Genomic DNA, 13,060 nt, shown 5'->3' with positions numbered 1-13,060 from the left:
CCGCCCGCCCCGGACGGTGCCGCTCGCGGCGCCGCCCGGGCAGGTCGCGGTGCTGTCCACACCCGACTCCCTGGACACCGCGCGGGCGCTGGACCCCGACGGCCGGTACGGCGGCTGGCGGCAGGAGATCGCCGCGCGCTCGGCGCTGCGGTTCGCGCTCTACGAGCCCGGACGCGCGGCGCCGCGCGTCCGGTGCCCGGCGCTGGTGGTGGTGTGCGAGCAGGACACGGCGGCCTACCCGCCCGCGGCGATCCGCGCCGCGCACCGGATGCCCCGCGCGGAGCTGGTCCGCGTCCCCGGCACGCACTACGCGCCGTTCCTGGAGCAGCACGAGCGGGTCGTCGAGGCCGAGCTGGAGTTCCTGAACCGCCACCTGCCCGTCGCGCCGGGCGCCGCGCGGTGAGCGAGATGGCGACGGTCGAGCTGGAAGCGGGGACGATCGAGTACACCGACGCCGGTGAGGGTCCGGTGCTGGTGCTGCTGCACGGGCTGATGATGGACGCCTCGCTGTGGGACGGCCCGGTCGCCGAGCTGTCGCGCGATCACCGGTGCGTCGCGCCGACGCTGCCGCTCGGCGCGCACCGCCGCGCGATGCGTCCCGGCGCCGATCTGTCGCTGGAGGGGGTCGCGCGGCTGGTCGCCGAGTTCGTCGACCGGCTCGGCCTGCGAGAGGTCACGCTCGTCGGCAGCGACACCGGCGGCGCGCTCGTCCAGCTGGTGCTGCGGGACGGCGGGGCGCGGGTGTCGCGGGCGGTGCTGGTGTCCTGCGAGGCGTTCGACAACCTGCCCGCGCGGCTCACCGGCCGGACGCTGGTGCTGTCCGGACGGCTGCCTCCATGGTTGTTCGGCCTGTTCATGCAGCAGATGCGGCTGCGGGCGGTGCGGCGGCTGCCGATCGCGTTCGGGTGGCTGACGGCGCGCGGCGACGCGACGGTCGCGCGGTGGACCGAGCCGGTCCGGACGCGCCGCGACATCCGCCGCGACACCGTCGCCTTGCTGCGCGCGGTCGCGGCCAGCAACCCGCTGCCCGCCGCCGCGGAGGCGCTGCGCGGATTCGACGGGCCCGCGCTGGTGGTGTGGGCGAGCGGCGACCGGGTGATGCCGCCCGAGCACGGGCGCCGCCTGGCGGAGCTGCTGCCGCGCGGGCGGCTGGTCGAGGTGGACGGCACCCGCACCCTCGTCCCCCTCGACAAGCCGGACCGGTTCGCCGAGATCGTCCGGGAGTTCGTCGGCGAGTCCGCCCGGGACGGCTGACCGGCGCGTCCCGGGCGGGCGCCGAGTTCCCGTCCCGCTCTGCCTCCGGTTGATATTCTCAACGTTGAGATAAGGAGGCGGCGATGGCGGACGCGGTGGACGACATCCTCGCGCAGTGGGCGCGGGAGCGGCCCGACCTGGACGTGTGGCCGATGGGGATCATCGGCCGGATCTCCCGCCTGCAGATGCTGCTGCACCGGGAGTTGCGCGCGTTCTTCGCCGCGCGGGGGCTGGAGAACTGGGAGTTCGACGTCCTCGCCACACTGCGGCGGTCGGGCGCCCCCTACGAGCTGACCGCGGGCGCGCTGCTGAAGGCGGCGATGGTCACCTCGGGAGCGATCACCAACCGGATCGACCGGATGGAGGCCAAGGGGCTGGTGGAGCGGGTCCGCGACGCCGCGGACCGGCGGTCGGTACTGATCCGGCTCACCCCGCACGGCCTGGCGGTCGTGGACGAGGCGGTCGGCGCGCACGTGGACAACGAGGCGCGGCTGCTGGCCTCGCTCGGCCCGTCCGAGCGCGAGGACCTGGCCGGGCGGCTGCGCATGCTGCTGGAGGCCCTCGGCGACACCTCCCGCGCCTGAACCGCGCGCCTCGTCACCGGGGCGGGGGACCGGTGAAGGGCCGGGCCGCGCGGGCGGCGCGGTCGGCGATGGCGGTGAGGTGGGCGGCCAGTTCGGGCGGGTCGAGCAGGGTGTAGTCGACGTCCAGGAGGGCGATGCGGCGCGCCAGGTACCGCATCGAGTCCGAGCGGGTGTGCAGGCGGCAGGTGCGCTCGTCGACCGGTTCCAGGACGCCGTGCCAGGCGGTGACGTGCCGGGCGGCCTCCTCGGCGGGGGCGTGCAGCAGCAGCCGGGCGCGGATCGTCCCGGATCCGCCGGCGAGGGTGTCCATCGCCCAGGACGTGGCGTCGGCGCCGCCGGGCAGGGCGCGCGCCGGGGCGCGGACGCCGGTGCGCTGCGGGCCGGTGATGCGGTCGGCGCGGAAGGTGCGCCAGTCGGCGCGGTCCTCGTCGTGGGCGACCAGGTACCAGCGGCGCGCGGCGGTGACGAGGCGGTGCGGCTGGGCGTGCCGGCGGGTCTCGGTGCCGTCGGCGGCGGTGTAGGCGAAGCGGACGTTCTCGCCGGCGACGCAGGCGGCGGCGAGCAGCGCCAGGACGGCGGGGTCGGCGGCGGGCGGCGCGTCCGCGTGGGGCGGGAGCGGGACGGCGGCCTGCGCGAGGGCGGTGACGCGGTGCCGCAGCCGTTTCGGCAGGACCTGCTCGAGTTTGGCCAGGGCGCGCTGGGAGGCGTCCTCGATGCCGGTGACGGCGCCGGCGGTGCGCAGGCCGATCGCGATGGCGGTCGCCTCGTCGTCGTCCAGCAGCAGCGGCGGCATCGCGGTGCCGGCGGTGAGCCGGTAGCCGCCGGTGCTGCCGTGCACGGCGCGGACGGGGTAGCCGAGGGTGCGCAGCCGGTCGATGTCGCGGCGGACGGTGCGCCCGGTGACGCCGAGGCGGTCGGCGAGTTCGGCGCCGGTCCAGTCGCGGGGTGTCTGCAGCAGGGACAGCAGCCGCAGCAGCCGTCCGGAGGGGTCGCGCATGGGGTCCATCCTGCCGTCCCATTAGGACGTTCACTGACCTAATGCGGTCCTAGTGTCGTGGCCGTCGGGACCGGAAGACGTCCGGTCCCCGGGTGGACGGAGGAACGCCATGCTGCGCGGACTGGCGACGATCAGCTTCTTCGCGGACGAGGTGGAGGCGGCCGGCGAGTGGTACGCCGAACTGCTCGGGGCGCGCCCGTACTTCCGCGTCCCGGGCCCGGACGGCCGGGCGGTCTATCTGGAGTTCCGGGTCGGCGACCATCAGCACGAACTGGGGCTGATCGACGCCCGCTTCCGTCCGGGCGCGGCGGGCGCGGTGGCGGGGGAGCCGGGCGGCGCGGTGGCGTACTGGCACGTCGACGACCTGGAGGGCGCGGTGGAGCGGCTGGTGTCGATGGGCGCCCGCGTCCACGAGAAGATCACGGCGCGCGGGGAGGGCACGGGGTTCGCGACCGCGTCGGTCGTCGACCCGTTCGGCAACGTGCTCGGGGTGATGACCAACCCGCACTACCTGCGGATGCTGACGGCGGGCCGCTGACGGCGGGCCGGGCGGAGGCGGCCGCACCGCCCCGCGCCCGGCCCGCCGCCCACGTCAGCCGCCCGGGTCAGTCGCGTCCGATGTAGGCGCGCAGGTGGCGGGCGGTGAGGGTGTCGGCGGTGGCGACCAGGTCGGCGGGGGTGCCGGTGAACACCACGCGCCCGCCCTCGGCGCCGGCGCCGGGGCCGAGGTCGATGATGTGGTCGGCGTGGGCCATGACGGCCTGGTGGTGCTCGATGACGATGACGGACCTGCCGTCGTCGACGAGGCGGTCCAGCAGGCCGAGGAGCTGGTCGACGTCGGCCAGGTGCAGGCCGGTGGTGGGTTCGTCCAGCACGTAGACGGCGGCCTTGCCGGCCATGTGCACGGCGAGCTTGAGGCGCTGGCGCTCCCCGCCGGACAGGGTGGTGAGGGGCTGGCCGAGGGTGAGGTAGCCGAGGCCGACGGCGGCGAGCCGGTCCAGGATCGCGTGGGCCTGGCCGGTGGGGAAGAAGCCGAGGGCCTGCTCGACGGGCATCGCCAGGACCTGGCTGATGTCCTTGCCGCGCAGGGTGTGGGTGAGGACCTCGGCGGTGTAGCGGCGCCCTTCGCATTTCTCGCAGACGGCGGCGACGCCCGCCATCATCGCCAGGTCGGTGTAGATCAGGCCGATGCCCTTGCAGGCGGGGCAGGCGCCTTCGGAGTTGGCGCTGAACAGCGCGGCCTTGACGCCGTTGGCCTTGGCGAACGCGGCGCGGACGTGGTCGAGCAGGCCGGTGTAGGTGGCGGGGTTGCTGCGCCGGGAGCCGCGGATGGCGGACTGGTCGACCACGACGACGCCGTCGCGTCCGGGCAGCGCCCCGTGGATCAGGGAGCTCTTGCCGGATCCGGCGACGCCGGTGACGACGGTGAGCACGCCGAGCGGGACGTCGACGTCGACGTCCTTGAGGTTGTGCAGGCCGGCGCCGCGGATCGGCAGGTGCCCGGTGGGGGTGCGGGGGTGTTCGCGGAGCCGGGCGCGGTGGTCCAGGTGGCGTCCGGTGAGGGTGCCGGAGGCGCGCAGCCCCGCGACGTCGCCGGCGAAGCAGACGTGCCCGCCGGCGGTTCCGGCACCGGGGCCGAGGTCGACGACGTGGTCGGCGATCGCGATCGTCTCGGGCTTGTGCTCGACGACCAGGACGGTGTTGCCCTTGTCGCGCAGCCGCAGCAGCAGGTCGTTCATCCGGGCGATGTCGTGGGGGTGCAGGCCGGCGGTGGGCTCGTCGAAGACGTAGGTGACGTCGGTGAGGGAGGAGCCGAGGTGGCGGACCATCTTCACCCGCTGCGCCTCGCCGCCCGACAGGCTGGGGGACTCGCGGTCCAGGCTGAGGTAGCCGAGGCCGATCTCCACCAGCGAGTCGAGGGTCTCGCGCAGGGTCGCGACCAGCGGCGCGACGGACGCGTCGTCGATCTTCGCGACGAACCCGGCGAGGTCGCTGATCTGCATGGCGGCGCAGTCGGCGATGGTGAGGCCGCCGACGCGGGAGGCGAGCGCGGCGGGGTTGAGGCGGGCGCCGCCGCAGGCGGGGCAGGTGCTGAAGGTGACGGCGCGGTCGACGAACGCGCGGATGTGCGGCTGCAGGGAGTCGCGGTCCTTGCCGAGGTAGAGCCGCCGCACTTTCACCAGCAGGCCCTCGTAGGTGGTGTTGAGGCCGCTGTTGGGGACCTTGGTGGCGGGCTTGTGCAGGAAGTCGTCCCACTGGGCGGGGGTGTAGTCGCGCAGCTTGACGTCGGGGTCGACGAACCCGGAGCCGGCCAGCACCTTCCAGTACCAGGATCCGACGGCGAAGTTCGGGACGGTGACGGCGCCCTCGTTGAGCGACAGGTCGCGGTCGAGGAGCTGGTCGAGGTCGATGGCGGTGGTGCGGCCGAGGCCCTCGCATTCGGGGCACATGCCCTCCGCGCTGTTGAAGCTGTAGGCCGAGGACGTCCCGGTGCTCGGCACGCCGAGGCGGGAGAAGACGATCCGCAGCATGGCGTGCGCGTCGGTGGCGGTGCCGACGGTGGAGCGGGAGTTGGCGCCCATCGGCTCCTGGTCGACGACGATCGCCGCGGACAGGTTGCGCAGCGCGTCGACGTCGGGGCGGGCGGGGCTGCCCATGAACGACTGCAGGAACGCGGTGTAGGTCTCGTTGATCAGCCGCCGTGACTCGGCGGCGATGGTGCCGAACACCAGCGACGACTTGCCCGAGCCGACACGCCGGTGAAGACGGTGAGGCGGCGTTTGGGGATGTCCAGGTCGACGCCGGCGAGGTTGTTCTCGCGGGCGCCGCGGACCTGGATGACGTCGTGCCGGTCGGCGGCCGCGGCGCCGCGTCCGGCGTTTGCGGACTCGGTGCCGGCCGGGGTGGTGGGGGTGCCGGTGGTGGGCGGGAGGGGCATGCGTCGTCCTCGCATCGGCTTGATAGCTTATGGTGTAAAGAGATCGTGGAATGAATCAGTTTACGGCATACGGAGTTGTACGGTGACCGTGTTCGCGGGGCAGGGCGACCCGCGCCGCTCGATGGACCTGCTGTGGCGGCGGCCGGATCCCGCGCCGCCGGCGCCGCGTCCGGGGCCGCGGCCCGGGCTGAGCGTGGAGGCCATCGTGGACGCGGCGATCGCGGTCGCCGACGCCGAGGGGATGGCGGCGCTGTCGATGCGCGCGGTCGGCGAGCGGCTCGGCCGGACGGCGATGTCGCTGTACACCTACGTGCCGGGCAAGGCCGAGCTGGTGGACCTGATGTACGACCGGGCGCTGGCGGAGCTGCCCGCCGCGTACGAGGTGTCGGCGGGGTGGCGGGCGGCGCTGGTGGGGTGGGCGGAGGACGGCTGGGCGTTCTATCTGCGGCATCCGTGGGTGCTGCAGGTGTCGCAGGCGCGTCCGGTGCTGGGGCCCAACGAGTACGGGGTGCTGGAGGCGCTGCTGGGGGTGCTCGCGGCGACCGGGCTGGACGCGCGGGAGGTGCGGCGCGCGGTGGCGGCGCTGTCGAGCGTGGTGCGGGGCGCGGCGCAGACGGTGGCGGAGTCGCGGCAGGCGGTGCGGGCGACGGGCCTGTCGGAGGCGCAGTGGTGGCACGGGCGGGCCGGGGCGCTGCCGGAGGTCGCGCCGGGGTTCGCCCAGCGGTTCCCGCGCGTGGCGTGGCTGGACGCCGAGGGCGCCCCCGACGTGCGGGAGACCGTCGAGCCGGACGGCGGTGCGGATGGCGGTGCGGATGGCGGTGCGGAAGGCGGGGCGTCGTATCTGGAGCGGGCGGCGCGGGAGGCGTTCGAGGGCGGGCTGCGACTCGTCCTGGACGGCATCGAGGCGGCGATCGCCCGCGCCGCCGCGCCGGACGGCTGACGGGCGCGCCCTCGGACGTGAGCTGGATCTCGGTGCGAACCTGTCACATTCGAGGGGGCTGAAGCCCTCATCCTGGTATGGACACTTTCTCTATCGCGCCGCCCGGTGGGGTGGCGGGTGCGTGGGCGGAGCCGGGTGCCGGGCGGGCGGCCGCGGGCGTGCTGGGGTTGGCCGGGCCGGCGTTCGTGGACGTGTTCGCGCGCGCGGGGCATGCGGCGTTCCGCCGGGATCTGGAGCGGCTGGCGGCGGCAGCGGCGGCGGGCCGGGCGCACGCGCCGCAGGTGCGGGCGGGCTGGGAGAACCTGAAGCAGCAGCTGCGCTTGCATCACGATCTGCAGGAGGGCGCGCTGTGGCCGCGGGTGGAGCGCGCGGTGGCGGGCCATGCGCCGGACCTGGGGGTGGTGGCGGAGCTGCGGTCGGAGTACGCCGGGATCGGGCCGCTGGTGGTGGCGGTGGACGCCGCGCTGGAGGACGGCGACCAGGGGCCCGGTGAGGTCGCGTCGGCGGTGCGCGCGTTGCGGGCGGCGCTGGAGGTGCATCTGCGGCACGAGGAGGCGGGCGTGCTGGCGCTGGCGCGGCGGGTGCTCGGCCCGGCGGACTGGGCGGGGTTCGCGGGCGACGCGGTGTCGGCGTGCACGTCGGGCGGCGGCGGGTGCGGTGAGGGGACGGTGCCGTGGATGGTGGACGGGATCGCGCCGCTGGAGCGCAGCCGGTTCCTGACGGCGCTGCCGCGGGAGGTGCGGGAGCTGAACCGGATGCGGTGGGAGCCGCGTTACCGCAGGCGCCGCCTGTGGAGCGTCTGACGATCACCCCGGGCCGGGGTGTCACCAGGGGACGGCGCGGACGGTGACGTGCCGGTCGGCGGGGTTGTAGTACGACATCAGCAGCGCTTGCGGGGTGCTGAGCTCGGGGTGGCCGATGAACGCGCGGCACTGGTCGTTGCCGGTGCCGCCCGAGCAGGGGACGGCGCCTTCCGCGGCGGGCCGCCAAGGGCCTTGCGGGGCGGGCGCGCGCCACAGCCGGTACCGGCCGTCCAGCCCGCGCTGCTCGATGAGGACCAGGCCGCGGCCGGCGGCGGTGTAGTCGGCGATGTGCACGGCGGCGGGCGCGGCGCCGGGGGCGATGGTCTGGGCGCGTGAGGCGTCGGGCGTCCACCCGGTGGGGGACCAGTAGCGGTAGGCGGACGGGTCGCGCCAGGCGGAGGGGTTCGCGGGGACGCGGGCGAGGGTGACGCGGCCGGTGGCGCAGGCGCCGACGGTCCAGGTGTCGCAGGCCGACCCGTACAGGTAGAGGTGGCCGTCGCGCAGGACGGGTGAGCCGAGGGTGAGCTGGAACGGCAGGCCGCCGGGGACGGTGAACACGCGGGTCTGGCCGTGCAGAGTCCGGTCGGCGGGCCGGTAGGCGGCGATGCCGTAGCCCTGGGGGGTGATGGTGGTGCCGTGGACGCACACGTCGGTGTAGGTGAGCAGCACGGTGCCGTCGGCGGGCATGGGGACGGCGCCGGAGATCCAGGAGGCGCTGTAGGCGGTGCCGGGGATGTGGCAGGGGGCGCCGCCGGGCAGTTGGAGGCCGGGCGGGGTGGCGAGCAGCGCCTGCGGCGGCCCGTCGCCGGGCGCGGCCGTCCGGGGGGTGCCGGGGGCGGGGAGTTCGGTGAGGTCGGTGGGGACGCGTCCGGGGGCGGCGGTGCCGGTGGCGGCGGTCGCGCCGAGCCACAGGCCGGGGCGGGTGCCCTTCCAGGTGGAGTCGCAGAACAGCCAGAGGCTGCGGTGGCCGGTGAGGGGGGCGCTGTAGCCGCAGTCGCGGTCGATGGTGTTGCCGGGCGCGGCGGTCTCGTAGCGGGACAGGACGCGGGCGGGCGGCGCGGCGCCGGGCGGGTGCGGGGGCCGCTGGTACAGCAGGACGGTGACGATCGCGGCGGTGGTGAGCAGCGCCGCGGTAAGGAGTGCGGCGGGCGGTCCGAGGGCGCCGCGTCCGGGTGGTGCGGGCGGGGCGGCGGGTGCGGGGCGGGCCGTGCGGTGGTTCATGCGGCGGTCCCTCCCCTCTGGGGCGCGGCGGCGTCCGGGTGCCAGGGTCGCGTGCCGATGCGTGCGGCGGCAACCCCGGCCGCACCGGGACGGCCGCACCGGGACGGCCGCGCCCTGGGCGGGGGCGGGTCAGAAGCGGGTGGTGAGCAGGGCCAGGACGGCGACGCCGGCGGTGAGCCAGGCGGCGTAGTCGCCGATGTGCCCGGAGTGCAGGGCGTGCAGCCGCGCGGACGTCGCGGCGGCGGCGCGCGCGAGGATCCCGCCGCCGGTGCGGTCGGAGGCCCGGCGCCGCACGGCGTGCACGGCGATGAGCGCGGCCAGCAGCAGGGTGGCCAGGAACCCGGCGACGCCGGAGGCGGTCCAGGGGTCGGCGGGCACGGAGTGCGGGTGGGGGACGCGGCCGTCCAGGACCAGGGCGGCGTAGCCGTCGCGGTCGGTGAACATCGCGGCGGCGGCGCCGACGGGCCCGCCGGGGATCAGCCCGGCCAGCAGCGCTGCGGCGAGCAGGACCAGGCCGGGGGAGACCATCGTCCAGGGCAGGTTGCGCAGGGTGGGGCGGGTCTCGGGGTCCTCGTGCCCGCCGCCGGCGTCCGGCCGGGCGCCGTGCGCGGGGTCCTCCTGCGCGGGGTCCTCCTCGGCGGGGGTGCCGCGGAACACCCCGAGCCAGACGCGCAGGACGGCGCCGGCGGTGAGCGCGGACGCGGCGATGGCCAGCGGGGTGAACCACCACCAGCCGAGTTCTTCGGCGGCGTGCTCGGTGACGGCGTGCCCGGCGAACAGTCCGGAGGGGGGCAGCCCGGCCAGGCCGAGCGCGCCGAGCAGGAACGTGGCGCCGGTGACGGGCATGCCGCGGCCCCGGCCGCGCAGTTCGTGCTCGTCGACGGTCTGGTGCCGGTTGAGCAGGGCGCCGGCGGCCAGGAACAGCGCGCCCTTCACGCCGGCGTGCCCGGCGAGGTAGTAGGCGGTGCCGGCGAGGGCGCCCGGCCCGTGCGCGGCGACGCCGACCAGCAGCAGCCCGACGTGGCTGACGGTGGAGTAGGCCAGCAGCCGCTTGATGTGGTGCTGCAGGACGCACATGACGGCGCCGAGCAGCGCGGCGGCGGCGCCGAGGACGGCGATGGCGCGCAGCGGGACGAGCCCGGCGAACGTCGCCCAGTAGGTGCGGGCGATGCCGTAGACGCCGAGCGGCACCATGATGCCGGAGAACAGCACGCAGACGGGGGTGGGGGCGACGGCGTGCGCGTCGGCGAGCCAGAAGTGGAACGGGACGGCGGACGCCTTCACCAGGTAGCCGGTGCAGATCAGCACGAACGCGGCGGTGACGAGCGCGTCGCCGTGCCCGCCGTGCCCGGTGCCGGTGCCGATGAGCTGCCGTCCGGCGGTGGCGAGGCCGAGCTGCCCGGTGCGGGCGTAGACCAGGGCGATCCCGGCGAGGGTGAGGTAGGCGCCGATCGACTGGATGATCCCGAAGTTGAGCGCGCCGTGGACGGTGGAGGGCTCCTCGGAGCGGTAGCCGGTGAGCGCGAACGCCACGACGCTCATCAGCTCGAAGAACACGAACGCGTCGAACAGGTCGCCGGTGTAGACGTAGGCGACCATCGCCGCCAGGAACAGCAGCATCAGGGTGTGGAAGATCGCCTGGACCTCGGTGAAGAACCGCCAGGAGAACAGCAGCGCGGCGAGGGTGAGCAGCGCGGTGACGAGGGCGAGGCCGGCGGCGAAGGGGTCGGCGGCCAGGGGGATGCCGACGCCGGTGGCCGGTCCCCAGCCGCCGAGCCAGCTGACCTGGGCGTGGTGGGGGGCGCGGGTGAGGGTGAGGGCGGCCAGCGCGGCGACGGCGGCGACGGCCAGCACGGCGGCGACGTCGACGACCAGCCGCGGCAGCCACCGCCCGGCGGTGGCCAGCAGCGCGGCGGCCAGGATGGGGACGGCGACGGTGAGCTGCAGGATCACGATTCCAGCGACCTCAGCTCGCCGGGGTCGATGGTGCCGCGGCGCTTGGCGACCTGGACGGCCAGGGCGAGCAGCAGGGCGGTGACGGTGGCGCCGACGACGATGTCGGTGAGGGTCATGGCCTGCACGACGGGGTCGGTGACGGGGCGTCCGTGCGGCGGGCGGTCGGAGAAGACGGGGGCGGTGGCGCCGTCGCGGTAGCCGATCGCCAGCAGCAGCACGTAGGTGCCGGACTGGGTGACCGACAGGCACACCACGGCGTGGATGAGGTCGCGGCTGGTGACGATGCCGTAGATCCCGACGATGACGATCCAGCCGGCGGCCAGGTAGGGCAGGTGGCTCACGGGGTCCCCCCGGGTGGTTCGCGCACGAGCAGCGCCTGTTCGAAGAACTTGCCGATGAGCAGGACCAGCGCGCAGCCGACCTCGACGCCGACGGCGCCGTTGAGGGCGGGGACGGCGCCGGCGGCGGCGAGCGCCATCGCGACGAACACGCCGGCGGCCAGCGCCTCGGTCGACTCGAACACCGGGATGGGCCGCAGCCGCTGCAGGGCGGGGTAGTCGCCGGCGAGGTACAGCAGGTGGACGGCGGTGCCGAGGACGACGCCGCCCTGGAATCCGCCGCCGGGCGACTGGGCGCCGTGCGCGATGATGTAGACGCCGATCAGCAGGGTGACGGGCAGCAGCAGGTAGCCGACGATGCGCAGCGCGTCCGACACCTCGGCGGGTCCGTGCCGGTGGGCGGCGCCCTGGTCCTCGGCCTCCTTGCCGACGACGCGCAGCAGCACCACCGCGCCGATCGCCGACGCCATCAGGATGAGCTCCTCGCCGATGGTGTCGAAGGCGCGCTGGTCGAAGTTGACCGAGGAGATGGTGTTGGTGGTCGACTCGCGCAGCGCCTGGCGGACGGCGCGGTCGCCGTAGGGGTGGACGGCGCCGCCGAAGCGGGGCAGGTCGAGGGCGCCGGCCGTGAACAGGGCGGCGGCGCCGGCGGCTCCGGCGGCGAACAGCAGGGTGCGGGTGCGGGTCCTCATGGTGCGTCCCCGCCGGCCGCGCCCCGTCCCGCCGGGTCGCCATCGGAGGCGGTGCCGGAGGTGTCGTGGTCGGGGCGGCGGTCGTCCTCGCCGGTGTCGCCGCCCTTGCGGTGGCGGCGGGTGGCGTGCAGGGCGAGGACGACGATGAGCGGGACGACGACGGTGCCGACGCCGATCTGCGACATGGCGACGTCGGGGGCCTGCAGGACCAGGAACAGCACGCCGAGGACCATCCCGTACCCGGACAGGACGACGGCCTGGCGGGCGGGGTGGCGGGTCAGCACGACGGCGGTGGCCATGAGGACGGTCAGCGCGAGCGCGGTGAGGATGAGCGCGTCGGCGAGCGGGCCGGAGAACGGGTCGCTCATGACGGCTCCCCGTCCCGTGCGCCGCCCGCGCTTCCCGCGTCCCCCGGGCGGCCTGTGCCTGTGCCGGTGCCGGTGGCGCGGGCGACGGCCTGGCCGGCGGTGACGACGGTGGCGGGGCCGGTCGCGGCCAGCAGCACCCCGATCACGGCGATCTTGACGACGTCGTGCCAGGACGACCAGGGGTGCAGGGCCAGCCCGGCCAGCAGCAGCGGCGCGGCGAGCGCGGTGACGGGCGCGACGGCGTGCAGCCGGGCGGCGGCGCCGCGGGTGACCGCCAGCCGCAGCCCGGCCAGCACGCACACGGCGGTGCCGGCCCAGGTGAGGGTGTCGGCGAGCAGGGTCATGGGCCTCCTGTCCGGTTCACAGGGTCCGGCTGAAGAACCGGGCGAACACCAGCGCCCCGGCGAACGACAGCAGGGCCAGGATCAGGGCGACGTCGAGGTAGGAGGTCCGCCCGTAGGCGGAGGCGAGCAGGGCGAGCACGAGGGTGACCAGGGGGCCGGTGACGATGAGGCCGGCGAGCCGGTCGGCGGGGCGTCCGCGCAGGGTGGTCAGCAGCGCGGGCAGCACGGCGGCGACCAGGATCACCAGGGCGGGCACGGCGATGCTCATCGCGTCCCCCTCCCGCCGCCGTCGGGGGGCCGCTCGTCGGAGGCATGTTCGTCGTCGGGGGAGCGGATGAGGCCGGTGGCGCGCAGCCTCCGCTCGAACGGCGACGGGTGCGGGCTGAGGCGGTGGACGGTCAGCACGCCGTGCTCGGGGTCGACGCCGCCGACGTAGGTGGCGGGCGAGGTCGACACCAGCAGCGTGGCGGTGCCGCGGTCGGCGGCGCCGGGCGCGACGCCGAGCCGCGTCCAGGTGCCGCCGGAGGCGCCGAGGACGGCGACGCGGGCGCTGTCGGCGACGATCTGCGCGGGCAGCAGCGCCAGCGGGGCCGCCAGGCGGGCGGGCGGGACGGGCCGCGGGCCG

The 13,060-nt window shown here is 75.7% G+C and carries 15 protein-coding genes and 1 pseudogene; 6 read left to right on the top strand and 10 right to left on the bottom strand.

Annotation, left to right across the window (positions count from 1 at the left end; genetic code table 11):
* The 3 genes from F9B16_RS51725 to F9B16_RS43450 form a co-directional block, all read left to right on the top strand.
* The coding region (locus F9B16_RS51725; RefSeq protein ID WP_192809276.1) for an alpha/beta fold hydrolase at window positions 1-403 on the top strand (403 nt) is incomplete at its 5' end.
* Between the two features lie 5 nt (window positions 404-408).
* Entirely contained in the window at window positions 409-1,254 is an 846-nt protein-coding gene (locus tag F9B16_RS43455) for an alpha/beta fold hydrolase (protein ID WP_151546112.1), read from the top strand.
* An 83-nt stretch (window positions 1,255-1,337) separates the two neighbouring features.
* Window positions 1,338-1,838, top strand: a complete 501-nt coding sequence (locus F9B16_RS43450) for a MarR family winged helix-turn-helix transcriptional regulator (protein WP_151546111.1) — start codon at window positions 1,338-1,340, stop codon at window positions 1,836-1,838.
* A 13-nt stretch (window positions 1,839-1,851) separates the two neighbouring features.
* Here F9B16_RS43450 and F9B16_RS43445 read toward each other — a convergent pair whose 3' ends face one another.
* Window positions 1,852-2,835: a helix-turn-helix transcriptional regulator gene (locus tag F9B16_RS43445; protein WP_151546110.1), complete on the bottom strand. Its 984-nt coding sequence runs from the start codon at window positions 2,833-2,835 to the stop codon at window positions 1,852-1,854.
* Window positions 2,836-2,944: 109 nt separating this feature from the next.
* On the opposite strand from F9B16_RS43445, the gene F9B16_RS43440 reads away from it, so the two are divergent.
* Complete coding sequence (locus F9B16_RS43440) at window positions 2,945-3,373, top strand: VOC family protein (protein ID WP_151546109.1); 429 nt, start codon at window positions 2,945-2,947, stop codon at window positions 3,371-3,373.
* Between the two features lie 67 nt (window positions 3,374-3,440).
* Here F9B16_RS43440 and F9B16_RS43435 read toward each other — a convergent pair.
* A pseudogene (locus F9B16_RS43435) lies at window positions 3,441-5,773 on the bottom strand (ATP-binding cassette domain-containing protein).
* Window positions 5,774-5,855: 82 nt separating this feature from the next.
* On the opposite strand from F9B16_RS43435, the gene F9B16_RS43430 reads away from it, so the two are divergent.
* Both F9B16_RS43430 and F9B16_RS53765 read left to right on the top strand, forming a co-directional pair.
* The gene (locus F9B16_RS43430; protein ID WP_151546108.1) at window positions 5,856-6,713 is read left to right on the top strand and encodes a TetR/AcrR family transcriptional regulator C-terminal domain-containing protein; all 858 of its coding nucleotides are present in this window, start codon (window positions 5,856-5,858) and stop codon (window positions 6,711-6,713) included.
* Window positions 6,714-6,790: 77 nt separating this feature from the next.
* Window positions 6,791-7,516, top strand: a complete 726-nt coding sequence (locus F9B16_RS53765; protein WP_151546107.1) for a hemerythrin domain-containing protein — start codon at window positions 6,791-6,793, stop codon at window positions 7,514-7,516.
* A gap of 21 nt (window positions 7,517-7,537) precedes the next feature.
* Here F9B16_RS53765 and F9B16_RS53760 read toward each other — a convergent pair whose 3' ends face one another.
* The 8 genes from F9B16_RS53760 to F9B16_RS51720 form a co-directional block, all read right to left on the bottom strand.
* On the bottom strand, window positions 7,538-8,737 hold the full coding sequence (locus F9B16_RS53760) for a hypothetical protein (RefSeq protein ID WP_151546106.1): 1,200 nt from the start codon (window positions 8,735-8,737) through the stop codon (window positions 7,538-7,540).
* A gap of 129 nt (window positions 8,738-8,866) precedes the next feature.
* A complete protein-coding gene (locus F9B16_RS43415) occupies window positions 8,867-10,690 on the bottom strand; it encodes a complex I subunit 5 family protein (protein WP_225992465.1) in 1,824 nt (607 codons plus the stop codon).
* Window positions 10,687-11,034 (bottom strand): sodium:proton antiporter, encoded by a 348-nt coding sequence (locus F9B16_RS43410; protein ID WP_151546105.1) that lies wholly within the window; start codon window positions 11,032-11,034, stop codon window positions 10,687-10,689. Before F9B16_RS43410 ends, F9B16_RS43415 begins: the two co-directional genes overlap by 4 nt.
* Window positions 11,031-11,723: an MnhB domain-containing protein gene (locus F9B16_RS43405; RefSeq protein WP_151546104.1), complete on the bottom strand. Its 693-nt coding sequence runs from the start codon at window positions 11,721-11,723 to the stop codon at window positions 11,031-11,033. The genes F9B16_RS43410 and F9B16_RS43405 overlap by 4 nt, the downstream gene beginning before the upstream one ends.
* Window positions 11,720-12,091, bottom strand: coding sequence for a Na(+)/H(+) antiporter subunit B (locus tag F9B16_RS43400; protein ID WP_151546103.1), 372 nt, complete (start codon window positions 12,089-12,091; stop codon window positions 11,720-11,722). The genes F9B16_RS43405 and F9B16_RS43400 overlap by 4 nt, the downstream gene beginning before the upstream one ends.
* Window positions 12,088-12,435 carry a monovalent cation/H(+) antiporter subunit G gene (locus F9B16_RS43395; protein WP_151546102.1) on the bottom strand — a complete coding sequence of 116 codons (348 nt, stop codon included), beginning with the start codon at window positions 12,433-12,435 and terminating at the stop codon, window positions 12,088-12,090. Before F9B16_RS43395 ends, F9B16_RS43400 begins: the two co-directional genes overlap by 4 nt.
* Window positions 12,436-12,451: 16 nt before the next feature.
* Window positions 12,452-12,703 (bottom strand): monovalent cation/H+ antiporter complex subunit F, encoded by a 252-nt coding sequence (locus F9B16_RS43390; RefSeq protein WP_151546101.1) that lies wholly within the window; start codon window positions 12,701-12,703, stop codon window positions 12,452-12,454.
* Window positions 12,700-13,060: hypothetical protein (locus F9B16_RS51720; protein WP_192809275.1), on the bottom strand; the 361-nt coding region annotated here is incomplete at its 5' end. The genes F9B16_RS43390 and F9B16_RS51720, both read right to left, overlap by 4 nt.

The organism is Actinomadura montaniterrae, assembly GCF_008923365.1.
Lineage (GTDB): Bacteria > Actinomycetota > Actinomycetes > Streptosporangiales > Streptosporangiaceae > Spirillospora > Spirillospora montaniterrae.
Note: the sequence above shows the minus strand (reverse complement) of the source record. Positions and strands in the feature narration are given on the sequence as shown.